Here is a 25,076-nt window from a genome sequence, read left to right on the forward strand (position 1 = left end):
GGCCAGTACTTCAATTTTTCGGTGAGGCTCAAATGCTCCAGCGAGCACTCAACAAACGATCATTCAACAGATTCGGATCAAGCGGCTTGGGCCGTCGCGCCATGGCGCTGAAAAACAGCTCCAGCGATTCATTCAGTCGTTGTTCCAGCTCCGGCGCCAACTGCGCCAGTGCGCTGCCTTCGCCGTAGGCGATCTGGCTGTCGACGGCGAAAATCCCTTGCAGCATTTCCTGGGCCTTCAATGCCGACAGCACCGGCTTGAGTGCGTAATCAACCGCCAGCATGTGGGCGATGCTGCCGCCAGTGGCCATCGGCAGAACCACCTTGTGGCTCAAGGCGCGTTCGGGCAGCAGGTCCAGCACGACTTTCAGCGCACCGGAAAACGATGCCTTGTAAACCGGTGTGGCAATCAGCAGGCCATCGGCGTTTTCAATCTGTTGCAGCAGGTCGATCACCTTGGGGCTGTCGAAGCGTGCGTGCAGCAGGTCTTCGGCCGGGAAGTCCCGTACCTGATAACTCACCACTTCCACGCCCTGCTCTTGTAACCATTGCCGGGAGCGATCCAGCAGCACCCCGGAACGAGAGCGCTGGCTGGGACTGCCACCGAGTGAGACAACCAACATTCAGACGATTCCTTGCACGGTGTTGGCGATTCGCGGTTTGCGATCTCGCTTMGATGGAGTGACCTTAACAGCTGATTTATATATCCATAAATCATATTTATTCATTTGGTTATGCATTAAAGAAATATGTAATTTGGTTTCTTCCAGACAAAAAAACAGGCCGTCGGAATGGCCTGAAATCCCCTGTTTTGTGGGTGCTGTTAACTTTGAGGTCTGTGGTGTCTGACCCGACGCCTTCGCGAGCAAGCTCGCTCCTACAGGGGTACGCGGTCAACTGTGGGAGCGAGCTTGCTCGCGATGGCGGCATCAGCTGCGCCGAAAATGCTGAAGACTTACCGGTTCGGCTGCGGCGTCAGACGCAAATACGGTTTAACGGCACGATACCCCTTGGGAAAACGCTGCCTGATTTCTTCCTCATCCTTGAGCGACGGCACGATCACCACCTCATCACCGTCCTGCCAGTTGGCCGGTGTGGCCACCTTGTAGTTGTCGGTGAGTTGCAGCGAGTCGATCACCCGCAGGATTTCGTTGAAGTTGCGCCCGGTGCTCGCCGGGTAGGTGATGGTCAACCGGACCTTTTTGTTCGGGTCGATCACGAACAGCGAGCGCACGGTCAGGGTGTCGTTGGCGTTGGGATGGATCAGGTCGTAGAGGTCCGAGACCTTGCGGTCGGCGTCGTCGAGGATCGGGAAATTGACCACGGTGTTCTGCGTCTCGTTGATGTCCTCGATCCACTTGTGGTGCGACTCGACAGGGTCCACGGACAGTGCGATCGCCTTGACGCCGCGCCCTGCGAACTCATCCTTGAGCCTGGCGGTGAAGCCCAATTCGGTGGTGCACACCGGTGTGAAATCCGCCGGATGGGAAAACAGCACGCCCCAGCTATCGCCCAGCCACTGATGAAAGCGGATGATGCCAGCGCTGGAGTTCTGTTCGAAATCGGGGGCGATATCGCCAAGTCTGAGGCCCATGGTGCTGCTCCTTGTGAGTGCTTGATGGGCTCAACTGTGCCTGTGTTTTTTATCTATTAAAAAGAATAAATATCGATTTATTTAGATCATTAGGAAATATTAAAGATCTGTTCACTGGACGTGCACACACAACCCGCCGAACATCGGCCACGAGGTTCGAGAAGGCCTTGAGTTGCTGCAAAGAGGGAACTTCAAGGCGGGATTACGGGGGTGAACCCGTCTTGAACATGTAAAAGCCCCGCCCGGTGCAAAACCGGGCGGGGCTTTTTTTGTCTCGTTTACGCGAGCGCTATTACAACAGCGGGATCGAGTAGCTGAGGATCAGGCGGTTTTCGTCCTGCGAACGGGTGTTCGGCAGGTCGGTGCGCCAGGTAGCGTTTTTCCACGCCAGCCCCAGGTTTTTCAGCGGACCTTCCTGAACGACGTAAGCCACGCTCAGATCGCGCTCCCACTCGGAAGCACCATTGGCCGCCTCGCCACCCTTGGCGTTAACGGTATCGATGTTGTCGCCATGCAGGTACACCAGGCCCGCCGTCAGGCCGGGTACGCCGACCTTGGCGAAGTCGAACGAGTAGCGTGCTAGCCAGGTTTTCTCGCCGGCACGGCCGAACTTCTGGATTTGCGAATCGGTGATGGTGTAGTTCGACGAACCGTCACCCTGGTTCAGCCAAGGGAAGTCGCTACTGCCGTTGCTGGCCTGGTAACCGGCGCCGAAGGTGTGACCGGCAACGGAGTACAGGAACAGGCCGCTGTACAGGTTGTTGTCGACCTTGCCTTTACCGTTGGCTGCACCGCTGTAGTTGCCAGTGGTGAAGAACAGAGGGTCGTGACCGTTGGCACCGTCGTCGGAGCTGTTGAAATAACGGAAGTCCGACTTCAACACGCCAGGGCCGATAGCCCAGTTGTGCACCAGACCCAGGAAGTGTTGTTTGTAGAACTCTTCCAGGTTGCCGTAGTAGTACTGGGCCGTCAGGTCCTTGGTGATCTTGTAGTCGCCGCCGGCATAGATGAACTTGTTGCTGTCGCGGCCTGTAGCGGAACGGCTGTTGGCGCCGGAGATAGACAACTGTTGATTGTTGCTCGAGTTACGACCTTTTACCTGCTCGATCTGACCGCCGATCAAGGTCAGGTCCTTGATGTCGCTGGAACTGATCTGGCCACCCTGCCAGGTTTGCGGCAACAGACGACCGTCGTTGGACACGATCACCGGCAGTTTTGGCTGCAAGGTACCCAGCTTCAGTTCAGTCTGGGAGATCTTGGCTTTGGCAGTCAAACCCAGGCTGGAGAAGTCATCAACCGCTTCGCCATTGGATTTGCTCGGGAAAACCGTGCCGCCGTAAGAGGTCGCCGTGGCGCCGTTGGTGCCGCCGCCCGAATCCAGTTTGACGCCCAACAGGCCGATCGCATCCACACCAAAACCGACAGTGCCTTGGGTGTAACCGGAAATGAAACGCAGATCGAAGCCTTGGCCCCATTCTTCGTTTTTGTTCGGGCCGGTGCCGTCACGGTAGTCGGTGTTGATGTAGAAGTTACGCAGCCCCAGTGTTGCCTTGCTGTCTTCGATAAAACCCGCGGCGTTTGCCTGCTGGGCCAATGCCCCGACGGCCACAGCCATGGCCAGGGTGGACTTGTTCATGTTTCGCTCCTCTCGTTTCTAATTCTGATGTTCCTGGTCCCGAATCGATTGTTGCCCGGGATCCTGAATGCATAAATTCGCGGTAACCCGTCTAGACCGGTCGTTTGGCGGGCCGCAGGATACATGGCCTTAAAGCCAAAAAGATTTTTTGAATGTTTTTTAATGCCGTTTTGGAATATGACTTCCCACAACAGATCCGAGGTATCGGCAGCGAGGCCAATTCCTGTAACTGATCAATTGTCGAGGGAGGAAAATGCCAAATCCGAGCTCATGGATGAGTGTCGGACAGGTGCACTTTAAGGCGCGGATTAAAAAACCAAAAAGAATAAAAAAGAAATAGACCCTTTGTTTATGGAATATAAAATTCGACGCAAAAAAAACCCCGCCAATCGACGGGGCTCTTTTCTTACGGCTATTACATGAAGCTGTAGGTGTAGTTGAAGATCAGACGGGTCTGGTCTTGATCGAGGGTGCTGGTGTTGCCACGGTAGGTACCGTGACGCAGCGTCGTACCAAACCCTTTCAGTGCGCCCRTTTGAATCACGTAATCAATGCGCGCGTCGGTCTCGTGTTCACTCAGGTCTTTACCAACACCGCTGGTAGCCTTGATGTCCTGGCCATTCAAGTAAGCAATCGAAGCTTTCAAGCCTGGTACACCCAGGGAGGCGAAGTCATAGGAGTACTGACCGAACGTGGTGTTTTCACCGGCACGGATAAAGCTGCCAACTGTGGCGTCGGTAAACGAGTAGAAGCTCGCGCCGCCGGCACCTTCAGGATTACCGTTGCCATCGACAAGGTTGCCTTGGTTCAAGAAAACGAAGCCGCCGTCATCATTGACACGCTGATGCCCGATCAGGAACGCGTTGCCACCCAGGGTATAGGTGAACATGGCGCTCCAGGTCTTGTTATCGACCTCACCCGGGTTCTTGGCGAAACCGTTGTTGTTGTTGAAACGGAAACCCGGATCGCCGTTCTTGCCGTCGGAGCTGCTATCGAAATAACGGATATCGGTCTTGAACGACTGATTGGCCGCGATCGGGTAGACGTGCACCAGGCCGAGGAAGTTCTGCTTGTAGAAGTCTTCCAGGTTCGCATAGTAGTACTGCAGCAAGAGGTCTTTGGTGACCTTCCAGTCAGCACCGGCGTATTGGAATTTATTGCTGTCCTGAGTAGCGCCAGCCACAGACAGGCCAGTGGAGTTCGAGGAGGCACGACCCGACGCGTGCTCCAGTTGACCAAAGTTAAAGGTCACATTGTCGATTTCTTTGGAGGTGATGGTGCCACCTTCAAAGGTTTGTGGCAGCAGACGGCTGTCGTTCGCGATCAGGATCGGCAGGTTAGGTGCCAGAGCGCCACCCAGGTGGGCTTCGGTCTTCGAGAAGCGCGCCTTGACGTTGCCATCCAGACGGCTCCACTCGTCGGCCGCCTCATTGCCATCGCTAGGGAAGAATGAGTTGCTGTTACCGGTCGGGTGATGCCCCTTGCCACCATCCAGGTGGATACCTACGAGCGCCTGGGCATCGATACCGAAGCCGACAGTACCCTGGGTGAAACCGGACAGGTAATCGAACTTCAGACCCTCAGCGGTTTCTCGCTGACGGTTGGCAGGAGTGCTCGCACCTTCACGCATATCGGCGTCGTAATACATGGTGCGAGAGCTGATGGAAGCCTTGCTGTCTTCCAGGAAACCTGCGGCGCCTGCCTGCTGCGCCAAAACCCCAACGGCCACGGCCAAAGCCAAGGTGGACTTGTTCATTGTGTAGCTCCTCTCGATTCTAATTCTTGTGTTCCTGGTCTCGAGTCGACGCCCGAAATCCTAAGATGTGCGATTAGCGCCAGAGCGTGACTCACAAGTCAATCGTAACCATGTGTGTCTACGACCATAGTCTAATCCCCCGGTTTTTTGGTCCCTGCAGGGTCATGAATTCGTCATGAACCTGAAAAGAATTACCCGATTCTTTTCCAATACCGTTTAGGAATTTAGCTCCCCATGCCCTAATCATCCCAGAATAGACGGTTTGGCTCACAAGCTAATTCCTAATCGGTATTTATTTTCGCTTTTTTAGATCGATTAGCTTCTGACGTAATTCGGAAACAAATCTTATACCGAAAGGCGGTCCCATGACGTCTAAACGCGCACTATCCGGACCAATTGTTACAGTTTGTGTATTTGTTCGCATTTTCTTTCGCCGCTCATGCGGCGAACCTTACCGTCGGCTACCAAACCGGCATCGACCCGAGCAAAGTCCCCAGGCCGATGGGGGGCGCCAACCTCTGAGGTCTGGGTGGCGCGCAAGGATTACGCCGAAAATCATCCGGAGGTCATGGCAAAGTTCGCCAGAGTTACTCTGGATTCATTCGCCAACTGGCACAAAAAGCTGCTGGGTTACAGGGCTTTTTCGAAGATCTTCGAATTACGCTGATAGTTGTATAGCGACGCCCGCGCCGACGGTAGTCGGTCGACGCTGCTGGGTTCGAAGCCACGTTCGCGGAACCAGTGCGCGGTGCGGGTGGTGAGGACGAACAAGGTTTTCAACCCCTGAGCCCGCGCGCGGTTTTCAATGCGTTCCAGCAACTCATCGCCGCGACCGCCATGGCGGTATTCCGGATTCACCGCCAGGCACGCCAGCTCGCCCGCGTCCGAATCGGCGATTTGGTACAGCGCCGCACAGGCGATGATCATGCCTTCGCGTTCAACCACACTGAACTGCTCGATTTCGCGTTCCAGCACCTCACGGGAACGGCGCACCAGGATGCCCTGCTCTTCCAGCGGACTGATCAAGTCCAGCAAACCACCGACGTCTTCAATGGCCGCTTCGCGCACCACTTCGAACTGTTCCTGGGCGACCAGGGTGCCGCCACCGTCGCGGGTGAACAGCTCGGTCAAAAGTGCACCGTCTTCGGCATAACTGACGATATGGCTACGAGCCACGCCGCCACGGCAAGCTTCGGCCGCGGCATCGAGCAATTCTGCCTGATAGTTGCTGCCCAGCCGTTGCAGATGCGCAGGCACTTGCTGCGGACGCAGTTCGCGCACCAGGCGCCCGTGTTCGTCGATCAGGCCCAGGTCGGCACCGAACAGCAGCAGCTTGTCCGCGCCCAGATCGATGGCCGCGCGCGTGGCGACGTCTTCGCAAGCGAGGTTGAAAATCTCCCCGGTCGGCGAATAGCCCAGCGGCGACAGCAGCACGATGGAGCGCTCGTCCAGCAGACGGTTGATGCCCTTGCGGTCGACCCGGCGCACTTCGCCGGTGTGGTGATAGTCGACGCCTTCGAGCACGCCGATCGGGCGTGCCGTCACCAGGTTGCCGCTGGCCACCCGCAGGCGTGAGCCCTGCATCGGTGACGAAGCCATGTCCATCGACAGGCGAGCCTCAATGGCAATGCGCAACTGGCCGACCGCGTCGATCACGCACTCCAGGGTCGCGGCATCGGTGATGCGCATGCCGTGGTGGTAATGCGGGGTCAAGCCACGGGCAGCGAGGCGCGCTTCGATTTGCGGCCGGGAACCGTGAACCAGCACCAGACGCACACCCAGGCTGTGCAACAGCACCAGGTCGTGGACGATATTGCCGAAGTTCGGGTGTTCAACGCCGTCGCCGGGCAGCATGACGACAAAGGTGCAATCGCGGTGGGCGTTGATGTAAGGCGAAGCGTGACGAAGCCAATTGACGTATTCGGGCATGAACCTGGGCCTGTAATAAATAGCAGCCGAAAAAAGGGCGAAACTGAAAACGCACAGCGGGCTGATGGTTATCGTCGGAACAGGCTTGGCGACACGCGCGCTCTCCTCATGAATACGGGTTTGGGTACCGGCAATTTATACGGCTTGTCAGGCAAATCACAGACCCTGTGCAGGAGCGAGCTTGCTCGCGATGAACGCAAGGACGACGCGTCCATTCAGAAAGATCGCGTAATCGTTGACGCCCTTCGCGAGCAAGCTCGCTCCTACAGGTCAGCGGACTGTCAGGCAGTAATGTTCAATCAGCTGCCTTAATAGATGCACCGTAGGCTGCAAACGTGACATTTCGAGGTATTCCCCCGGCTGGTGGGCGCAGGCGATATCACCCGGGCCAAGCACCAGCGTTTCACAGCCAAGGCGCTGAAGATAAGGTGCTTCAGTGCCGAACGCCACTGCTTCGGCGCTGTGACCGGTGAGCTTTTCGGCAAGGCGCACCAGTTCGGCGTCCTCGGCCTGCTCGAACGGCGGCACTTCGGGGAACAACGGCGCGTAATCGATCTTGACCTGATGCCGCTCGGCAACCGGCTTGAGCTTTTGCAGGATCTCGGCGCGCAGGACTTTGGGGTCCATGCCGGGCAACGGCCGCAAATCGAATTCCAGCGAACACTGGCCGCAAATTCGGTTGGGGTTGTCGCCGCCATGGATACAGCCGAAATTCATCGTTGGTGTCGGCACGCCGAATTGAGGATTGCGGAATTCGCGCTGCCATAACAAGCGCAGGCCACGCAATTCACCGATGGCATCGTGCATGGCTTCCAGGGCGCTATGGCCCAGGCGCGGGTCAGAGGAATGACCGCTCTGCCCGAGGATGTCGATGCGCTCCATCATGATGCCTTTGTGCATGCGGATCGGCTTGAGCCCGGTCGGCTCGCCAATCACCGCCGCCCGCCCCAGTGGTCGCCCCGCTTCGGCCAGCGCACGGGCGCCGGACATCGAGCTTTCTTCATCGCAGGTGGCGAGAATCAGCAACGGCTGTTTGAACGGTTGGTCGAGCAGCGGTTTGACCGCCTCGATCGCCAGGGCGAAAAAACCCTTCATGTCGCAACTGCCCAGGCCGACCCAGCGACCATCGACTTCAGTCAGCTTCAACGGGTCGGTTTGCCATAGCGCACCGTCGAACGGCACGGTGTCGCTGTGCCCGGCCAGCACCAGGCCGCCGGGACCGGAACCGAAACTGGCCAGCAAGTTGAACTTGCCGGGGCTGACCTGCTGGATCTCGCAGGTAAAACCCAGCTCACCGAGCCACGTCGCCAGCAGATCGATGACCGGGCCGTTGCTTTGATCGAGACCGGGCTGGGTGCAACTGACCGACGGTGTAGCGATCAACGCTGCGAATTGTTCTTTCATCGACGGCAATGGCATCGCTGACTCCCGGCACCCGAATTGAAGTCCATCATAGAACCAACCGATGACAGGAATAAACCGTCTCGGCGCGTACTAACCTTGAGTCCTGTACACTGCACGACCTTGGCAGCCACACATTCCCCCGGCTGCGCTCCCGATCCTGGATTTTCCGGCCATGCAGAAAGAAACCGAAATCAAACTCCGCGTCAGCCGCGAAACCCTCGCCGCCCTGCGCGAGCACCCGTTACTGAAAAAACGCAACAAAAGTGGCTGGGAACGCCGTGAGTTGATGAACCAGTACTTCGACACCCCAGAGCGCGACCTGGCCCAGGCCAAAGTCGCCCTGCGCCTGCGCAAGGATGGTGACGACGTGATTCAGACCCTCAAGACCCGCGGCCAGAGCGTCGCCGGTCTGTCGGTGCGTAACGAGTACGACTGGAACCTGCCCAAGGCCAAGCTCGACCTGAAGAAACTCGACGGCGAATGCTGGCCCGAGGAACTGGCCACGCTTGACAAGAAAACCCTGAAGCCGATCTTCACCACCGACTTCGTCCGCGAACGGGCGGAAATCGCCTGGGGTCGCGGCAAGACCAAAGTGGTCATCGAAGCCGCGCTGGACCTGGGTCACGTCGTGGTCGGCAAGCAGAAAGAAGAAATCTGCGAGCTGGAACTGGAACTGCGCGAAGGCGAACCGGCCGCGTTGCTGGAACTGGCTGCCGAGCTGGCCGAGAAACTGGCCCTGATGCCGTGCGACATCAGCAAGGCCGAGCGCGGTTATCGCCTGTACGACGCCCACAGTTACTCGTTGAGCCTGCCGGCGCCGCAGATTACCGCCGAAACGCCGCTGGACGACGCGTTCGCCGCGCTGAGCTGGCATTTGCTGGGCAGCAGCCAGCGTCTGGCCGAACAGTATCGCTTCAATGGTCACTGGCGTCTGTTGCAGGACTGGGTCGAAAACCTCGCGGAAATGCGCGCGCTGATCAGCAGCCTGGGCCAGGCCGCTCCGCGTCAATCGACCCACGACATGCGTATCGCCCTCGATGCCTTGCTGGAAGACTGGCGCCCGCTGGTCCAGGCCGGCCTGGAAGATGAAGACGTGCGCAAAGCCGCGCCCGAGCAGTTCCTCGAAGAACTCGAAGACCCGCGCTGGGGCCTGTTCTCCCTGACTACCTCGCGCTGGCTGCTGGCCCGCACCTGGGCCGCCGACCGTAACACCCGTGGCAATCGCCAGGGCGCTGCGCAACTGGGCAGCTGGTTGCCGCGCCTGCTGGGTGAAGAAGCCAACTCGCTGCAATTGCAGCGCTACCAGCAACAACCGGAAGACCTGGCCGAACAACTGCCGCGCATCGAACGCATCCAGGTCTGGCTGCACCATGCGCGTAACGTGCTGGAGATCCCGGAAATGGATCGCCTGTACGGTGAGCTGAACAAACTGGCGCAACTGGCCAACGAATCGATCACCGACGAAGTCCTGGATGCGCGCAAGCAGCAGGCGATTGCGGTGTATCAGAACCGTGCCTGGAAAATGCTGCTGCGTCTGTAATACCGCCATCGCGAGCAAGCTCGCTCCCACAGGATTTATGCGGTCCTTGTGGGAGCGAGCTTGCTCCGGGCGGCGTTCCGACGATGAGGCCAGTAAAGTCACCACAAGATTTCAGACCGGCAAACTGGTCGTCGACTTGATCTCCGACAACGCCACGATCGAATTGACCTCCTGAATCCCCGGCACCATCGACAGCTTCTCGAAGAAAAAGCGCTCGTAGGCCTCAATGTCCGCCGTGACAATCCGCAGCAAGAAATCCACCGCCCCCATCAGCACATAACACTCCAGCACCTCCGGAAAGCCGCGAATCGCCTCGGTGAATTCGGTGAAGTTCGAACGCCCGTGGGCATTGAGTTTCACCTCCGCGAAGATCTGCGTGTTCAGGCCGATTTTCTTGCGGTCGAGCAAGGTCACCTGGCCGCGAATGATGCCCTCCTCTTTCATCCGCTGAATCCGCCGCCAGCACGGCGATTGCGAGAGCCCCACCTGCTCGGCGATCTGTGCGCTGGAAAGCGAAGCATCCTCTTGCAGCAAGGCGAGGATCTTGCGGTCGTAGCTGTCCAATTCGCTTTGCATAAAAAAACCCTTAACCGAGTAACAAGTGAATTGATTGATTCTTCATTTTTGCAATACGGCCAATCATAGAGAAGAAATACCCGGCACAGGATGTAAACATTTCTCCAATGATTTTGGAGCCAGACCATGCCGTATCTCGAAGCCGTGAACACCCCACCTGCCCGTGCCGATGTCTGGAACGTCGGCAACGCCCATTGCCGGGTTCGCTATCAAATGCTGGCCGAGGCAGAACCGGACCTGCTGTGTCGTGCCCTCAATCTGTTCGCTTTGCAATTGCTCACGCCGGAACAGGTCAACGTGCAGCGCCAGGACGACTGGCTGGCCATCGAGATCGTTATCGACGGTTTGAGCTGGCACCGCGCGCAAGTGATTGCGGAAAAACTTCGTAACCTGATCAGCGTCTGCTCGGTGGAGCTGCAAGAAGCTGATTCTGCCTGGGCCGAAGCGGTTCAAGCGGCGGGTTGAAAAACTCCGAAACGGCTTCGTCGGGTAGTGGCCCAGCGGTCAGCCGGGCCACGGCTATCCTTTGCCGACTGTCGTTCAAAAGGAGCCCGCATGTCCGTACATATTGCCCTTCAGGACCGCTGGCTGGATCTCAATGATGTGCTGCGCGAACTGGTCGCCCAGGGCTTCATCAGCCAGGATTCGGCCGAACACGCACTCAATGCCCGCCGCCGCAACGCCACCCATGGCCAGGTGCATCCGTTGGAGTTCATCGCCAGTCAACAGCTGGACGATCTCAGCTGTCCCGGCAAACCGCTGGACCTCGAAAGCCTGACCCTGTGGCTGTCTCGGCAGGCCGGCCAACCTTACCTGCGCATCGATCCGTTGAAAATCAACGTCGCGGCCGTGACCCCGCTGATGTCCTATGCCTTCGCCCAGCGCCACAAGATTCTCGCTGTAGCGATCGACCGCGACGCGGTCACCGTGGCCAGCGCCCAGCCTTATGTCAGTGGCTGGGAGGCTGACTTGACCCACGTGCTCAAGTTGCCGATCAAGCGCGTGGTGGCCAACCCGGTGGACATCCAGCGCTTGAGCGTCGAATTCTTCCGCCTGGCCAAATCGGTCACCGGGGCGAACAGCGCCGATCCCCAGGTCAGCAACCTGGGCAATTTCGAACAGCTGCTCAACCTCGGCGCCAGCGACCAGGAGCCGGACGCCAACGACGCACACATCGTCAATATCGTCGACTGGCTGTTCCAGTACGCGTTCCAGCAGCGCGCCAGCGACATCCACATCGAGCCCCGGCGCGAGCAAGGCACGGTGCGCTTTCGCATCGACGGCGTGCTGCACAACGTCTACCAATTCCCGCCTCAGGTCACCATGGCCATCGTCAGTCGCCTGAAAACCCTGGGTCGCATGAACGTCGCGGAGAAACGCAAACCCCAGGACGGCCGGGTGAAAACCAAGACCCCGGACGGCGGCGAAGTCGAATTGCGTTTGTCGACACTGCCCACGGCCTTCGGCGAAAAAATGGTCATGCGGATCTTCGACCCGGAAGTCCTGCTAAAGGACTTCGACCAGCTTGGTTTCTCCGTCGACGACCTGCGCCGCTGGCAGGACATGACCCGCCAGCCCCACGGCATCATCCTCGTCACCGGGCCGACGGGTTCGGGCAAGACCACTACCCTCTACACCACCCTGAAAAAACTGGCGACACCGGAGGTCAACCTCTGCACCATCGAAGACCCGATCGAAATGGTCGAGCCGGCGTTCAACCAGATGCAGGTCCAGCACAACATCGACCTGACCTTCGCCGCCGGCGTGCGTGCGCTGATGCGGCAAGACCCGGACATCATCATGATCGGCGAGATCCGCGACCTCGAAACCGCGGAGATGGCGATACAGGCTGCACTCACCGGGCACCTGGTGCTGTCGACCCTGCACACCAACGATGCGCCCAGCGCCATCAGCCGTCTGCTGGAACTCGGCGTGCCGCACTACCTGATCAAGGCCACGGTGCTCGGCGTCATGGCCCAGCGCCTGGTGCGGACCCTGTGCCCGCACTGCAAGGCGCCGCTGACGCTGGGCGAAGACGACTGGCAAACCCTGACCCGTCCCTGGCAAGCACCGTTGCCGGCCAATGCCCAGCGTGCCATCGGTTGCGTGGAATGCCGCGACACCGGTTATCACGGTCGCGCCGGGGTCTACGAAATCATGCAGCTCAGCGACAGCCTCAAAGCGCTGATCAGTCCCGATACCGATCTGCTGGCCGTTCGGCGTCAGGCATTCAAGGAAGGCATGCGCAGCCTGCGGCTGTCAGGAGCGCAAAAGGTCGGCGCCGGGCTGACGACCATCGAGGAGGTTCTGCGCGTGACACCCCAGAGCGAGCATAGCTGAGCCCGGCTGTACTTATCCGTCATCGGCACAGCTACACTCCAGCGATTGCAACTCCACAGATCCACACATCAACAAGGAATCGTTATGCAGATCGGTAGTGTGCTTTTGCTTTTTGTCGGCCTGGTGGTCGCCATTCTGTTCATGGGTTTCAAGGTGGTGCCCCAGGGCTTTGAATGGACCGTCGAACGTTTCGGGCGCTACACCAACACGCTCAAGCCAGGGCTGAACGTCATCGTCCCAGTCATGGACCGTATCGGTCGCAAGATGAATGTGATGGAAAGCGTGCTGGACATTCCGCCGCAGGAAGTCATCACCGCCGACAACGCCACGGTGCAGATCGACGCCGTGTGTTTTTTCCAGGTGGTCAACACAGCCCAGGCTGCCTACGAAGTGAACAACCTCGAACATGCCATCCGCAACCTGCTGCAAACCAACATCCGTACGGTACTCGGCTCGATGGAGCTCGACGCCATGCTCAGCCAGCGTGACGGGATCAACGAAAAACTGCTGCGCACCGTCGATGAAGCGACCGCGCCGTGGGGCATCAAGATCACCCGGATCGAGATCAAGGACATCAGCCCGCCCGCCGATCTGATGGCGGCGATGTCGGGGCAGATGAAAGCCGAGCGGATCAAACGTGCACAGATCCTCGAGGCCGAAGGCCTGCGTGCCGCAGCGATCCTGACCGCAGAAGGCAAGAAGCAGGCGCAGATCCTCGAAGCCGAAGGCAGTCGCCAGGCCGCCTTCCTTGAGGCCGAAGCTCGCGAGCGACAAGCCGCGGCAGAAGCCCAGGCGACCAAAGTGGTGTCCGAAGCCATCGCCAGCGGCAACGTGCAGGCGGTCAACTATTTCGTGGCGCAGAAGTACATCGATGCGCTGGGCAAGCTGGCTTCGGCCAACAACAGCAAAGTGATCCTGATGCCGCTGGAGGCCAGTTCGATGATCGGTGCGGTGGGCGGCATTGGCGAAATCGTCAAGGCCACTTTCGATAACAAGAAAGCCTGAGGCGTGCCATGTGGGCATTTTTGCAGCATCTTTCGTTCTGGGACTGGTTGGCGCTGGGCACAGTACTGTTGATTCTCGAAGTGTTCGGCGCCGGCGGCTACCTGTTGTGGATCGGCATGGCGGCAGCGACCGTGGGCGTCTTGACCTTCTTCCTGCCGGGCCTGTCCTGGGAATGGCAGTTTCTATTGTTCGGCCTGCTGTCGATCGCTACCGCGTTTTACTGGTGGCGGCGTCAGCGCACGGCGGCGCGCCCGAGCGATCAGCCGCACCTGAATCTGCGCGGCCAGGAACTGATTGGCAAAACCTTCGTGGTGCATGAAGCGATTATCAATGGCCGCGGCAAAATCAAGGTGGCCGACGGCGTGTGGATGGCCCGCGGGCCGGACACTGCCATTGGCAGCCGCGTGCGGGTGGTCGGCCAGCAAGGCGCGATCCTGCTGGTCGAAGCGGCGGAATAGGCGACCACGGAACTCGATTGGGGGTTGGCAATCCAACGGCGTAGTCAACCCAGTGGAGTCACCCTGTCATGCGTTTCAAACTTGCTGTCGCTACCGTCGCGCTGTTGTCCCTGCCTGTCGGTTCGGCGATGGCCGATACTTTTTGGCGTAACGTTCTTACGTCCGGTGCAACCACCGGTTCGAGCTATCTGACATCCAAGGATAACAAGCTGGTCGTCGCGGCCCAGGACGACGCCAGCAGCTTCGTCGCCAGTGACGGCGGCATCCGCGGCCCGTACCTGGAAGCGGCCATGCAGAAGGTCCGCGCCGATAACCCGGGCCTGCAAGCCACGGACATGGAACTGGCGAACGCGATCCTGGCGAAGAATGCCGTGGCTTCGGAGTAACAGTCGCGAACACAAGAATGCCGCTCACTTGAGCGGCATTTTTTTCCCTGTGGACACAAATCCCATGTTCACCGAGCCCCCCTGTGGGAGCGAGCTTGCTCGCGATWGCGGTGGATCAGTAAAAACTTCATTGACTGTCACACCGCWATCGCGAGCAAGCTCGCTCCCACATTGGTTATGTACAGCCTGAAATGTCAGCGGTAATCATCCACCGGCACACACGCACAAAACAGGTTCCGGTCCCCATACACATTGTCCACCCGATTCACTACCGGCCAATACTTGTGAGCCTTGGTGTGCGCGTCCGGCGTGACCGCTTGCACAATGCTGTACGGCCGCTCCCACACACCAGTGATATCGGCCAACGTATGCGGCGCACCTTTCAACGGGTTTTCTTCAGCCGGCCAGTTACCGTTCTGAACCTCGTTGATTTCCGCACGGATGCTCAGCATCGCCCCGATGAACCGGTCCAGCTCTGCCTTTGACTCGCTTTCGGTCGGCTCGACCATTAGCGTCCCCGGCACCGGAAACGACATGGTCGGGGCATGGAAGCCGTAGTCCATCAGGCGCTTGGCGACGTCCTCTTCGGTGATGCCGGTCAACACCTTGAGCGGCCGCAGGTCGAGGATGCATTCGTGCGCCACCCGTTCGTTGCGCCCGGTGTACAGCACCGGGAAGGCACCGGACAAATGCCGCGCCAGGTAATTCGCGGCCAGGATCGCCACTTCGCTGGCGTCCGCCAATTGCGGCCCCATCATGGCGATGTACATCCAGCTGATCGGTAGAATGCTTGCGCTGCCCCAGGGCGCTGCGCTGACGGCGCCATTTTGCGGGTGCGGCCCATCGATCGGCACCACCGGATGGTTGGCCACGAACGGCGCCAGATGCGCTCGCACCCCGATCGGTCCCATGCCCGGCCCACCGCCACCATGGGGAATGCAGAAGGTCTTGTGCAGGTTCATGTGCGAGACATCGGCGCCAATATCAGCGGGCCGCGCCAGCCCGACCTGAGCGTTGAGGTTGGCGCCATCCATGTACACCTGACCGCCGTGCTGGTGGATCACTTCACAGATTTCGCTGATACCTTCCTCATACACGCCATGGGTCGAAGGGTAAGTCGCCATCAGGCAGGCAAGTTTATCTGCCGCCTGCGCGGCTTTTTCCTTGAGGTCATCGAGGTCGACGTTGCCCGCCTCGTCGCACTCGACGATCACCACGCGCATCCCGGCCATTTGCGCCGACGCGGGATTGGTGCCGTGAGCCGACGAAGGAATCAGGCAAATGTCGCGGCCACCCTGTTGACAGCTCTCATGGTATTTGCGGATTGCCAGCAGCCCGGCGTATTCGCCCTGAGCGCCGGAGTTGGGCTGCATGCAGATCGCGTCGAAACCGGTGATCGCACACAACCAGCGCTCCAGCTCTTCGATCATCAGCCCATAACCGGCAGCCTGTTCCTTGGGCACGAACGGATGCAGGTTGGCGAACTGCGGCCAGGTAATCGGGATCATCTCGCTGGTGGCGTTGAGCTTCATGGTGCAGGACCCCAGTGGGATCATCGATTGATTGAGCGCCAGGTCCTTGTTTTCCAGTTGTTTGAGGTAGCGCAGCATCTCGGTTTCGCTGTGATGGGCGCTGAACACGGGATGGCGCAGATAAGGCGAGGTTCGCGCCAGCCCTTCGGGAATTCCGCCAGGCAAGGCTTCGGCATCCAGGTCCTCGATGCTGAGCCCGTGATCGGCCCCCAGGAACACGTCGAACAGCTTCGCCACGGTGGCTTCGTCGCAGGCCTCGTCGAGGCTCAAGCCCAGTTGACCGCGCCCGAGAATGCGCAGATTGATTTGTGCGGCCCGGGCACTTTCGATGATCGCGGTCTGGGCTCCGCCGACCTCCAGTGTCAGGGTGTCGAAGAAGTGCCGGTTGACCCGGTTGATACCGTTGCGCTCAAGCCCGGCGGCAAGGATGCAGGTCAGCCGATGAACCCGCTGGGCGATCCGCTTGAGCCCTTCCGGGCCGTGGTAGACCGCATAGAAACTGGCGATATTGGCCAACAGCACCTGGGCCGTGCAGATATTGGAGTTGGCCTTCTCCCGGCGGATGTGTTGCTCGCGGGTTTGCAGGGCCATGCGCAGGGCGGTGTTGCCCCGCGCATCTTTTGAAACACCGATGATCCGCCCGGGAATCGCTCGCTTGTATTCATCGCGGCTGGCAAAAAATGCCGCATGGGGCCCGCCGTAGCCCATGGGCACGCCAAATCGCTGGGAAGAGCCGAACACCACATCGGCGCCCAGCTCACCCGGCGGGGTCAGCAACAACAGGCTCAGCAAATCCGTGGCGACACAGGCCAGGGCCTGTTGCGCGTGCAGGTGAGCAATCAGCGGCCGCAGGTCGTGGATCTCGCCGTGGGTGTCAGGGTATTGCAGCAGTGCGCCGAACACCTGGTGTTGCTTCAAGTTATCCACAGCGTCGACGATCAGCTCGAAGCCGAAACCTTCAGCGCGGGTCTGCACCACGGAAATGGTTTGCGGGTGGCAGTTTTCGTCGACAAAGAACAAGTTGCTTTTGGACTTGGCGACCCGCTTGGCCAGGGCCATGGCTTCCGCCGCGGCAGTGGCCTCATCGAGCAGCGAGGCGTTGGCCAGTTCCAGACCGGTCAGATCGATGGTCAGTTGCTGGAAGTTCAGCAGCGCTTCAAGCCGCCCCTGGGCGATCTCCGGTTGATAGGGTGTGTACGCGGTGTACCAGCCGGGGTTTTCCAGCACATTACGCACAATGACCGCCGGTGTGAGGGTGCCGTGGTAGCCCATGCCGATCAGGCTGGTCCAGACCTGATTCTGCTCGGCATAACCTCGCAGCTTGGCCAGTGCGGCCTCCTCATCGAGTGCCGGGGGCAGGTCCAGCGCCCGGTTGAGGCGGATGCCCGGCGGCACCGTTTGCTCGATCAATTCAACCCGGCTGCCCAGACCGAGGCTGTCGAGCATTGCCTGTTGCTCGGCGGCATCGGGTCCGAGGTGGCGGCGCAGAAAGGTATTGGGGTCGCGTAACTGGCTCAGGGACGGCATCTTGGACATGACGGGCTCTCTCTTGACTGGCGCTCAACGTCGATGCAACACAGTCAAACCAGCATAGCAGTCGATATCCGCGTGGATGACGTGGCGCGCTCGACCAATCCGGATCATCATGTCCGGCGCCAACTTAATGTCCGCTGATCGGGTGACTGTATCCATGAGCCAACTGCCTTTCCTGCCGTTTTCCAAACCCACCATCGATGAAGCCACGATTGCCGCTGTCGGCGACGTATTGCGCTCGGGCTGGATTACCAGCGGCCCCAAGGTCCAGGCATTCGAAGCGCAGCTTTCGGAGTTTTTTGGCGGGCGCCCGGTACGCACCTTCAATTCCGGCACCTGCACCATGGAAATCGCCTTGCGCATTGCCGGGGTCGGGCCGGGCGATGAAGTGATCACCACGCCGATTTCCTGGGTGGCCACCGCCAACGTCATCCTGGAAGTCGGCGCCACCCCGGTGTTTGCCGACATCGACCCGGTGACCCGCAACATCGATCTGGATCAACTGGAAGCAGCAATCACTCCGCGCACCAAAGCCATCATCCCGGTGTACCTCGCCGGGTTGCCGGTGGACATGACGCGGTTGTACGCCCTGGCGAAAAAGCACGGCCTGCGGATCGTCGAAGATGCAGCCCAAGCGCTGGGTTCCAGCTGGAACGGCCAGCGCATTGGCTCGACGGGTGATTTCGTGTCCTTCAGTTTCCAGGCGAACAAGAACGTCACCTCCTCCGAGGGCGGTTGCCTGGTGCTGAATACGGCCGAAGAAGTACGACTGGCAGAGAAGTACCGGCTGCAGGGCGTTACCCGCAACGGCTTCGATGGCCTGGATGTCGACGTGCTGGGTGGCAAATTCAACATGACCGACGTCGCCGCGGCCATTGGCCTGGGTCAGTTTGCTCATCTCGAAGCCATCACCGCTCATCGCCGTGACCTGGCCCGGCACTATTTCGCCTGTTTTGGCGCGGATTTCGAAGCGCAGTACGGGGCGCAATTGCCTCCGGCGGATTTCACCCACAGCAACTGGCATTTGTTCCAGCTGGTATTACCGGAACGTACGGACGGCAAACCGACGCGGGCGACTTTCATGGAGCAGATGCAGGCATTGGGTGTCGGGATCGGCTATCACTACCCGCCAATTCACCTGTTGAGCCTTTACCGCGAACGCGGTTTCAAGGAAGGCATGTTCCCGGTCGCTGAGCGGGTCGGTCGGCTGATTGTCTCGTTGCCAATGTTCACGGCGATGAGCAAAGCGGATGTCGAACGTTCGGTAGCGGCCGTGAAAGCGGTTTTACGCGACGCCTGAGCCCGCAAATGAAAAAGCCCCGACGGATCGGGGCTTTGGGATGTTGCGACAGGCTTATTCGCCGATGGCGGCCTTGTAGCCGGCGGCATCCAGCAGTTTTTCCAGCTCGGCGGTGTTGCTTGGCTTGAGCTTGAAGATCCACGCGCCGTACGGATCGGAGTTGAGCAGCTCAGGCTCACCGCTCAGCGCTTCATTGACAGCGATCACTTCACCGCTGATCGGCGCATAAATGTCGGAAGCGGCTTTAACCGATTCAACGACACCCGACTGATCACCGGCAGCAAACACGTTGCCGACTTCAGTCAGCTCAACAAACACCACATCACCCAGCGCTTCCTGCGCGTGATCGCTGATGCCCACGGTGACGGTGCCATCGGCTTCCAGACGTGCCCATTCGTGACTTTCGGCAAAACGCAGGTCGGCAGGGATATCGCTCATGTTCTGTATCCTCAGGAAATGGTCGGCGAGCATGCCCGCCAGAAAAGGTTAGATCAAGGTTTTGCCGTGGCGTACGAAGGTCGGTTTGACCACTCGGACCGGGTACCACTTGCCACGGATTTCCACTTCAGCGCGGTCGGCTGTTGCCATCGGCACGCGCGCCAGTGCAATCGACTTGCTTAGCGTAGGAGAGAAACTACCACTGGTGATCTCCCCTTCGCCAACATCGGCGATGCGGACCACCTGATGAGCACGCAAAACACCGCGTTCCTCAAGGACCAGACCGACCAGTTTGTGCTGCACACCGGCGGCCTTTTCGGCTTCCAGCGCCTTGCGCCCGATGAACTGTCGGGTGGCAGGTTCCCAGGCGATGGTCCAGGCCATATTGGAGGCCAATGGTGAAACATCTTGCTGGATGTCCTGACCGTAAAGGTTCATGCCGGCTTCGACCCGCAAGGTATCCCGCGCGCCAAGGCCGATGGGAGAAATCCCGGCACCGACCAGATCGTTGAAAAAGCCTGGCGCCTGATCGGCCGGCAGAATGATTTCCAGGCCGTCTTCGCCGGTATAACCGGTGCGCGCGATGAACCAGTCACCATCAGGCAGGCCTTCGAAGGGCTTGAGGAGCTGGATCAGGTTGCCGCGGGACTGGTTGACCAGCTCGGCAATTTTTTGCCGGGCGTGGGGGCCCTGGATGGCCAGCATCGCCAACTCGGAACGCTCGCGAAGTTGCACGTCGAAACCGTCGAGATGCGCTTGCATCCAGGCTATGTCCTGATCGCGGGTGGAGGCGTTGACCACCAAGCGATAACCCGCATCGAGACGGTAGACGATCATATCGTCGACGATCCCGCCTTGTTCGTTGAGCATGGTGCTGTACAACGCACGGCCGGGGCTGTGCAGGCGTTCGACATCATTGGCCAGCAAATGCCGGAGCCAGGCTTTTGCCTGGGAGCCGCCGACGTCGATCACGGTCATGTGGGATACATCGAAGACACCGCAATCGCGGCGCACCTGATGGTGTTCCTCGACCTGCGATCCATAATGCAGAGGCATGTCCCAACCGCCAAAATCGACCATCTTCGCGCCAAGTGCGAGATGAAGGTCATACAGAGGCGTACGCTGTCCCATGGGTTTCTCCTTCCGGGCGTGGCGAAGGTGCGGACAAGCGCTGCACGGACTGAATGCCTTGAAACAAAAGGCCTTTAGCCGATTTCAGCTACCTGGTCTGTCAGACGGACCGCACCGAATGCCGCGCATTGTAGCCGCAAGGTGTAGGACTGACACCTAGCTGTTTCGATGTGCCGAGCGCCGGATCAATCCGATGACCGGTAACAGCCCGACCAGCACCAGGGTCAACGCCGGCAAAGATGCCCGCGCCCATTCGCCTTCGCTGGTCATTTCAAAGATCCGCACCGCCAGCGTGTCCCAGCCAAACGGGCGCATCAGCAGGGTCGCGGGCATTTCCTTGAGCACGTCGACGAACACCAGCAGCCCTGCGCTCAACGTGCCGGGTAACAACAACGGTAGATACACTTTGAAAAACAGTCGTGGCCCACTGACGCCCAGGCTACGTGCCGCTTCGGGCAAAGATGGCCGTATACGCGCCAGGCTGCTTTCCAGTGGCCCGTAGGCCACCGCAATGAAGCGCACCAGATAGGCCAGCAACAACGCTGACAGACTGCCCAGCAGCAGCGGCTTGCCCGCGCCACCAAGCCAGCTCGAGAGCGGGATCACCAGTTCGCGATCCAGGTAACTGAACGCCAGCATGATCGACACCGCCAGCACCGAACCGGGCAAGGCGTAGCCCAGGTTGGCCAGACTGATCCCGGAACGAATGACCCGGGTGGGCGCCAATCGTCGGGCAAACGCCAGTAACAAGGCGACGCTGACGGTGATCAACGCCGCTATCGCCCCCAGGTACAAGGTATGGATGATCAAGCCGGTGTAGCGCTCGTCGAGATCGAAGCGCCCGCGTAACCAGAACCACACCACCAATTGCAGCATCGGGATAACGAAAGCACAGGCGAACACCAGGCAGCACCACGTCGTGGCTGCCAGTGCCTTGACACCTCGCAGGTGATACAGCGCCTTGACCCGTGGTCGCTCGTTGCTCGCCCGGTTGGCCCCACGGGCACGCCGCTCGCCGTAGAGCACGAGCATTACCACCAGCAGCAACAGGCTGGCCAGTTGCGCGGCGGAAGACAGGCTGAAGAAACCGTACCAGGTCTTGTAGATGGCGGTGGTGAAGGTATCGAAGTTGAACACCGACACTGCGCCGAAGTCCGCCAGGGTTTCCATCAATGCCAATGCCACACCCGCACCGATGGCCGGCCGCGCCATGGGCATTGCCACCCGCCAGAACGCTTGCCAGGGCGATTGGCCAAGGACCCGCGCGGCTTCCATCAGGCCTTTGCCCTGGGCGAGGAAGGCCGTGCGGGCCAGCAGATATACATAGGGATAGAAAACCAGCACCAACACCACAATCACCCCGCCCGTGGAACGCACGCGCGGCAGCCGCAGGCCACTACCGAACCACTCGCGCAGCAGGCTTTGTACGGGCCCGGCGAAATCCAGCAGGCCGACAAACACGAATGCCAGCACGTAGGCCGGTATCGCGAAGGGCAGCATCAGCGCCCAATCGAGCCAGCGCCTGCCGGGGAATTCACAGAGGCTGGTCAGCCAGGCGAGGCTGACGCCCAGCAGGGTGACACCCGCACCGACACCGAGCACCAGCGTCAGGGTATTGCCCAGCAGGCGCGGCATCTGCGTGTCCCACAGGTGGGACCAGATTTGAGTGTCGACGGTTTGCCAGGACAGCAGCAGGAYGCTCAGGGGCAACAGGACCAGCGCAGCGATGGCGAAGACGACGGGATACCAGCGGCGTTGGGCGGGGTGGGCCAAGGAAAATCTCTCGCGAAATTTTGAAGTGTAGAGAAAGCACAAAAAGATCGCAGCCTTCGGCAGCTCCTACATTGGGTTGGTGATCAACCTGTAGGAGCTGCCGAAGGCTGCGATCTTTTGACCTTTAAAACAGCAGGCTCAGTTCCAGCCAGCCCGATCCATCATACGAATCGCCTCAGCCTGGCGCTTGCCGGCAATTTCCACCGGCAAGGTATCGGCAATGAACTTGCCCCAGGCCGCCACTTCCTCAGAAGGTGCAACCACCGGGTTCGCCGGGAACTCCTGGTTCACGTCGGCAAAGATTTTCTGCGCTTCAGGGGTGGTCATCCACTCCACCAGGGCCTTGGCCGCTTCCGGGTGCGGCGCGTGTCGGGTCAGGCCGATACCCGACAGGTTGACGTGTACGCCACGGTCAGCCTGGTTCGGCCAGAACAGTTTCACCGGCAGGTCTGGCTTCTGCTTGTGCAGGCGGCCGTAGTAGTAGGTGTTGACGATACCGACGTCGCACTGGCCGGCGTTGATCGCCTCCAGCACGGCGGTGTCGTCGGAGAACACGTCAGTGGACAGGTTCTTGACCCAGCCCTTGAGGATCTCCTCGGTCTTCTCGGCGCCGTGCACTTCGATCATGGTCGCGGTCAGGGACTGGTTGTAGACCTTCTTCGCCGTGCGCAGGCACAGGCGGCCTTCCCATTGCTTGTCGGCCAGCGCTTCGTAGGTGGTCAGTTCGCCCGGCTTCACCCGGTCAGTGGAGTAGGCGATGGTCCGCGCCCGCAGGCTCAGGCCAGTCCAGGCATGAGAGGCAGCCCGGTATTGCAGCGGAATGTTGGCGTCGATGGTTTTCGAGGTGAACGGCTGGAGGATGCCCATCTGCTCGGCTTGCCAGAGGTTGCCAGCATCGACGGTGAGCAGCAGGTCGGCCGGCGTATTCGCGCCCTCGGCCTTGAGCCGCTGCATCAGCGGTGCCTCTTTGTCGGTGATGAACTTCACCTGCACGCCGGTCTTGGCGGTGTAGGCATCGAATACTGGCTTGATCAGCTCGTCGATACGCGAGGAGTAGACCACCACCTCGTCAGCGGCCTGGGCGGCGGTGCTGCCGATCAGGGTCAGGGCCAGTGCGGTCAGTAGACGCTTTGGTGCCAACATGGGAGCGGTCCCTCGGTTGAAAATGAGGGCAAATGATAAGGACTCACATTTAGCTTCTCAATCGAAGCTGGCTGTGGAGGAGTTACCAGATGTTGCTTGAGCTGGAATATGAGGTGCCTGAGCTGCCGCCATCRCGAGCAAGCTCGCTCCCACAGGGTTCTCCAGCGCTCACACAAATTGCATTAACACCTGAATTCCTGTGGGAGCGAGCTTGCTCGCGATGGGGCCATAAGCCACAGCGAAAATCTCAGGGCTTGGCAAGCGCCGGCAAATCCCCGGTCAACCCCAGCGCTTCACGCACGAACAAGGCCTTGGCTTCCGGCATCTTCTCAACCATTTTCAATCCGGTATTACGCAACCAGCGCACCGGCAACGGATCGGCCTGGAACAAGCGCTCGAAGCCTTCCATCGCCGCCATCAGTGCCAGGTTGTGAGGCATGCGCCGACGCTCGTAACGACTGAGGACTTTCACATCTGCCAGACGTTCGCCACGTGTTACCGCTTGCAGCAACACTTCGGCCAGCACGGCGGCATCGAGGAATCCGAGATTCACCCCCTGCCCGGCCAACGGGTGAATGGTGTGGGCCGCGTCGCCGATCAACGCCAGGCCTTGCGCCACATAACGCTTGGCATGTCGCTGGCGCAGGGGCACACACAGGCGCGGGTCGGCGCTCAGTACTTCGCCGAGTCGACCTTCAAAGGCGCGCTCCAGCTCCTTGCAGAAACTCTGGTCATCCATCGCCATCAGGCGTTCGGCCTCGCCAGGTGTGGTCGACCAGACGATCGAACACCAATCCTGTTGGCCATCGCGCTCAAGGGGCAGAAACGCCAACGGACCGTTATCGGTGAAGCGCTGCCAGGCCGTCATCTGATGCGGTTTGGCGCAACGCACGCTGGTGACGATGGCATGGTGCAAATAATCCCATTCGCGGGTTGCGACCCCCGCCAGGCGCCGCACCGCTGAGTTGGCGCCATCCGCTGCGATCACCAGTGGAGCGCGCAGGGTGCGGCCATCGGCCAGGGTCAGCAGCCAGTCATCGCCGGAGTGGCGCATCTGTTCCAGTCGCGCATTGGCCAGCAACCCCAGGTCGCAGTCGTGCAGGCGGTCAAGCAAGGCATCCTGGACCACGCGGTTTTCGACGATATGCCCCAACACTTCGGCATGCACGCTGGCCGCCGAAAAATGGATTTGCCCGGTGCCGCTGCCATCCCAGACCTGCATGTCGGTGTAGGGGCTGCTGCGCCGCCCGGCGATGCCATCCCAGACACCCAGGCGTTCGAGAATCCGCTGGCTGGCGGCCGACAGGGCGCTCACCCGCGGTTCAAACGCGGCCTGAGCGTTGAAGGGTTTGACACTCATGGGGCTGCCGTCCAGCAGCAGGACTTCCAGCCCGCTGTTCTGCAACGCCAGCGCCAAGGCGCTGCCGACCATTCCGGCCCCGACAATCAGCAGATCTGCGCGCATTTCCATGCTTTAAGCCTGTCTCTCTTGCGGCTTGAGCCGCACGTAAAGGGTTTTCCCGACCCGCGCCACCAGGTGGCCGGCGTCGTCATGAATGTCGACCTGCAATTGCGGCAGGTATTTTTATCAATCGCGCCTTGC

The 25,076-nt window shown here is 59.8% G+C and carries 20 protein-coding genes and 2 pseudogenes; 8 read left to right on the top strand and 14 right to left on the bottom strand.

Annotation, left to right across the window (positions count from 1 at the left end):
• Window positions 1-28 precede the first annotated feature (28 nt).
• The 4 genes from ssuE to AC1DRN_RS00320 form a co-directional block, all read right to left on the bottom strand.
• Complete coding sequence (ssuE, locus tag AC1DRN_RS00305; RefSeq protein ID WP_223456559.1) at window positions 29-622, bottom strand: NADPH-dependent FMN reductase; 594 nt, start codon at window positions 620-622, stop codon at window positions 29-31.
• A gap of 332 nt (window positions 623-954) precedes the next feature.
• Window positions 955-1,593 (bottom strand): peroxiredoxin, encoded by a 639-nt coding sequence (locus tag AC1DRN_RS00310; protein ID WP_223456557.1) that lies wholly within the window; start codon window positions 1,591-1,593, stop codon window positions 955-957.
• A 292-nt stretch (window positions 1,594-1,885) separates the two neighbouring features.
• On the bottom strand, window positions 1,886-3,229 hold the full coding sequence (locus tag AC1DRN_RS00315) for an OprD family porin (protein ID WP_223456555.1): 1,344 nt from the start codon (window positions 3,227-3,229) through the stop codon (window positions 1,886-1,888).
• A gap of 415 nt (window positions 3,230-3,644) precedes the next feature.
• Window positions 3,645-4,985 carry an OprD family outer membrane porin gene (locus tag AC1DRN_RS00320; protein WP_477786596.1) on the bottom strand — a complete coding sequence of 447 codons (1,341 nt, stop codon included), beginning with the start codon at window positions 4,983-4,985 and terminating at the stop codon, window positions 3,645-3,647.
• 493 nt (window positions 4,986-5,478) lie between these two features.
• Between AC1DRN_RS00320 and tauA the strand changes: the two are divergent.
• A pseudogene (gene tauA, locus AC1DRN_RS00325) lies at window positions 5,479-5,598 on the top strand (taurine ABC transporter substrate-binding protein); the annotation flags it as partial.
• A 17-nt stretch (window positions 5,599-5,615) separates the two neighbouring features.
• On the opposite strand, the gene argA reads toward tauA, so the two are convergent.
• On the bottom strand, window positions 5,616-6,914 hold the full coding sequence (gene argA / locus AC1DRN_RS00330; RefSeq protein WP_223456551.1) for an amino-acid N-acetyltransferase: 1,299 nt from the start codon (window positions 6,912-6,914) through the stop codon (window positions 5,616-5,618).
• 270 nt (window positions 6,915-7,184) lie between these two features.
• A complete protein-coding gene (argE, locus tag AC1DRN_RS00335) occupies window positions 7,185-8,333 on the bottom strand; it encodes an acetylornithine deacetylase (RefSeq protein WP_223456549.1) in 1,149 nt (382 codons plus the stop codon).
• A gap of 157 nt (window positions 8,334-8,490) precedes the next feature.
• Here argE and AC1DRN_RS00340 point away from each other — a divergent pair, with 157 nt between their 5' ends.
• On the top strand, window positions 8,491-9,858 hold the full coding sequence (locus tag AC1DRN_RS00340; RefSeq protein WP_223456546.1) for a CYTH domain-containing protein: 1,368 nt from the start codon (window positions 8,491-8,493) through the stop codon (window positions 9,856-9,858).
• Between the two features lie 111 nt (window positions 9,859-9,969).
• Here the strand turns inward: AC1DRN_RS00340 and AC1DRN_RS00345 are convergent, their stop codons facing one another.
• Complete coding sequence (locus AC1DRN_RS00345; protein ID WP_008015415.1) at window positions 9,970-10,434, bottom strand: Lrp/AsnC family transcriptional regulator; 465 nt, start codon at window positions 10,432-10,434, stop codon at window positions 9,970-9,972.
• A gap of 126 nt (window positions 10,435-10,560) precedes the next feature.
• Between AC1DRN_RS00345 and AC1DRN_RS00350 the strand changes: the two genes are divergently transcribed.
• The 5 genes from AC1DRN_RS00350 to AC1DRN_RS00370 all read left to right on the top strand — a co-directional run bounded on the left by AC1DRN_RS00350 (window position 10,561) and on the right by AC1DRN_RS00370 (window position 14,623).
• Window positions 10,561-10,899, top strand: coding sequence for a hypothetical protein (locus AC1DRN_RS00350; protein ID WP_223456544.1), 339 nt, complete (start codon window positions 10,561-10,563; stop codon window positions 10,897-10,899).
• Window positions 10,900-10,989: 90 nt separating this feature from the next.
• Window positions 10,990-12,774, top strand: a complete 1,785-nt coding sequence (tfpB, locus tag AC1DRN_RS00355) for a type IV pilus assembly ATPase TfpB (RefSeq protein WP_223456542.1) — start codon at window positions 10,990-10,992, stop codon at window positions 12,772-12,774.
• A gap of 84 nt (window positions 12,775-12,858) precedes the next feature.
• Window positions 12,859-13,779, top strand: coding sequence for an SPFH domain-containing protein (locus AC1DRN_RS00360; protein ID WP_223456540.1), 921 nt, complete (start codon window positions 12,859-12,861; stop codon window positions 13,777-13,779).
• An 8-nt stretch (window positions 13,780-13,787) separates the two neighbouring features.
• Window positions 13,788-14,237 carry an NfeD family protein gene (locus AC1DRN_RS00365; protein WP_223456539.1) on the top strand — a complete coding sequence of 150 codons (450 nt, stop codon included), beginning with the start codon at window positions 13,788-13,790 and terminating at the stop codon, window positions 14,235-14,237.
• Window positions 14,238-14,305: 68 nt separating this feature from the next.
• Window positions 14,306-14,623, top strand: coding sequence for a DUF2388 domain-containing protein (locus tag AC1DRN_RS00370; RefSeq protein ID WP_150753894.1), 318 nt, complete (start codon window positions 14,306-14,308; stop codon window positions 14,621-14,623).
• 194 nt (window positions 14,624-14,817) lie between these two features.
• On the opposite strand, the gene gcvP is transcribed toward AC1DRN_RS00370, so the two are convergent.
• Window positions 14,818-17,691 carry an aminomethyl-transferring glycine dehydrogenase gene (gcvP, locus tag AC1DRN_RS00375; RefSeq protein WP_223456538.1) on the bottom strand — a complete coding sequence of 958 codons (2,874 nt, stop codon included), beginning with the start codon at window positions 17,689-17,691 and terminating at the stop codon, window positions 14,818-14,820.
• Between the two features lie 154 nt (window positions 17,692-17,845).
• On the opposite strand from gcvP, the gene AC1DRN_RS00380 reads away from it, so the two are divergent.
• On the top strand, window positions 17,846-18,988 hold the full coding sequence (locus tag AC1DRN_RS00380; protein WP_223456537.1) for a DegT/DnrJ/EryC1/StrS family aminotransferase: 1,143 nt from the start codon (window positions 17,846-17,848) through the stop codon (window positions 18,986-18,988).
• 54 nt (window positions 18,989-19,042) lie between these two features.
• On the opposite strand, the gene gcvH is transcribed toward AC1DRN_RS00380, so the two are convergent.
• The 6 genes and pseudogenes from gcvH to AC1DRN_RS00410 all read right to left on the bottom strand — a co-directional run.
• A complete protein-coding gene (gcvH, locus tag AC1DRN_RS00385) occupies window positions 19,043-19,426 on the bottom strand; it encodes a glycine cleavage system protein GcvH (RefSeq protein ID WP_150716298.1) in 384 nt (127 codons plus the stop codon).
• Between the two features lie 48 nt (window positions 19,427-19,474).
• Window positions 19,475-20,557 (bottom strand): glycine cleavage system aminomethyltransferase GcvT, encoded by a 1,083-nt coding sequence (gene gcvT, locus AC1DRN_RS00390; RefSeq protein ID WP_223456536.1) that lies wholly within the window; start codon window positions 20,555-20,557, stop codon window positions 19,475-19,477.
• Between the two features lie 156 nt (window positions 20,558-20,713).
• Window positions 20,714-22,330 (bottom strand): ABC transporter permease, encoded by a 1,617-nt coding sequence (locus AC1DRN_RS00395; protein WP_477786597.1) that lies wholly within the window; start codon window positions 22,328-22,330, stop codon window positions 20,714-20,716.
• Between the two features lie 138 nt (window positions 22,331-22,468).
• Window positions 22,469-23,473 (bottom strand): extracellular solute-binding protein, encoded by a 1,005-nt coding sequence (locus AC1DRN_RS00400; protein WP_223456534.1) that lies wholly within the window; start codon window positions 23,471-23,473, stop codon window positions 22,469-22,471.
• Window positions 23,474-23,720: 247 nt separating this feature from the next.
• A complete protein-coding gene (locus AC1DRN_RS00405; RefSeq protein WP_223457000.1) occupies window positions 23,721-24,938 on the bottom strand; it encodes a 2-octaprenyl-3-methyl-6-methoxy-1,4-benzoquinol hydroxylase in 1,218 nt (405 codons plus the stop codon).
• 9 nt (window positions 24,939-24,947) lie between these two features.
• Window positions 24,948-25,058: pseudogene (locus tag AC1DRN_RS00410) on the bottom strand (tetrameric acyl-CoA thioesterase); the annotation flags it as partial.
• Window positions 25,059-25,076: the final 18 nt, after the last annotated feature.

The sequence above is a fragment of the Pseudomonas sp. P5_B3 genome, assembly GCF_056400405.1.

What these genes read in the sequence shown, in the direction of transcription:
- AC1DRN_RS00340 (WP_223456546.1), top strand. Translation starts at nt 8,491, where the DNA reads ATGCAGAAAGAAACCGAAATCAAACTCCGCGTCAGCCGCGAAACCCTC.
- AC1DRN_RS00345 (WP_008015415.1), bottom strand. Translation starts at nt 10,434, where the DNA reads ATGCAAAGCGAATTGGACAGCTACGACCGCAAGATCCTCGCCTTGCTG.
- AC1DRN_RS00405 (WP_223457000.1), bottom strand. Translation starts at nt 24,938, where the DNA reads ATGCGCGCAGATCTGCTGATTGTCGGGGCCGGAATGGTCGGCAGCGCC.
- AC1DRN_RS00380 (WP_223456537.1), top strand. Translation starts at nt 17,846, where the DNA reads ATGAGCCAACTGCCTTTCCTGCCGTTTTCCAAACCCACCATCGATGAA.
- gcvP (WP_223456538.1), bottom strand. Translation starts at nt 17,691, where the DNA reads ATGTCCAAGATGCCGTCCCTGAGCCAGTTACGCGACCCCAATACCTTT.
- argA (WP_223456551.1), bottom strand. Translation starts at nt 6,914, where the DNA reads ATGCCCGAATACGTCAATTGGCTTCGTCACGCTTCGCCTTACATCAAC.
- gcvT (WP_223456536.1), bottom strand. Translation starts at nt 20,557, where the DNA reads ATGGGACAGCGTACGCCTCTGTATGACCTTCATCTCGCACTTGGCGCG.
- AC1DRN_RS00370 (WP_150753894.1), top strand. Translation starts at nt 14,306, where the DNA reads ATGCGTTTCAAACTTGCTGTCGCTACCGTCGCGCTGTTGTCCCTGCCT.
- ssuE (WP_223456559.1), bottom strand. Translation starts at nt 622, where the DNA reads ATGTTGGTTGTCTCACTCGGTGGCAGTCCCAGCCAGCGCTCTCGTTCC.
- AC1DRN_RS00315 (WP_223456555.1), bottom strand. Translation starts at nt 3,229, where the DNA reads ATGAACAAGTCCACCCTGGCCATGGCTGTGGCCGTCGGGGCATTGGCC.
- tfpB (WP_223456542.1), top strand. Translation starts at nt 10,990, where the DNA reads ATGTCCGTACATATTGCCCTTCAGGACCGCTGGCTGGATCTCAATGAT.
- gcvH (WP_150716298.1), bottom strand. Translation starts at nt 19,426, where the DNA reads ATGAGCGATATCCCTGCCGACCTGCGTTTTGCCGAAAGTCACGAATGG.
- AC1DRN_RS00310 (WP_223456557.1), bottom strand. Translation starts at nt 1,593, where the DNA reads ATGGGCCTCAGACTTGGCGATATCGCCCCCGATTTCGAACAGAACTCC.
- argE (WP_223456549.1), bottom strand. Translation starts at nt 8,333, where the DNA reads ATGCCATTGCCGTCGATGAAAGAACAATTCGCAGCGTTGATCGCTACA.
- AC1DRN_RS00400 (WP_223456534.1), bottom strand. Translation starts at nt 23,473, where the DNA reads ATGTTGGCACCAAAGCGTCTACTGACCGCACTGGCCCTGACCCTGATC.
- AC1DRN_RS00365 (WP_223456539.1), top strand. Translation starts at nt 13,788, where the DNA reads ATGTGGGCATTTTTGCAGCATCTTTCGTTCTGGGACTGGTTGGCGCTG.
- AC1DRN_RS00350 (WP_223456544.1), top strand. Translation starts at nt 10,561, where the DNA reads ATGCCGTATCTCGAAGCCGTGAACACCCCACCTGCCCGTGCCGATGTC.
- AC1DRN_RS00360 (WP_223456540.1), top strand. Translation starts at nt 12,859, where the DNA reads ATGCAGATCGGTAGTGTGCTTTTGCTTTTTGTCGGCCTGGTGGTCGCC.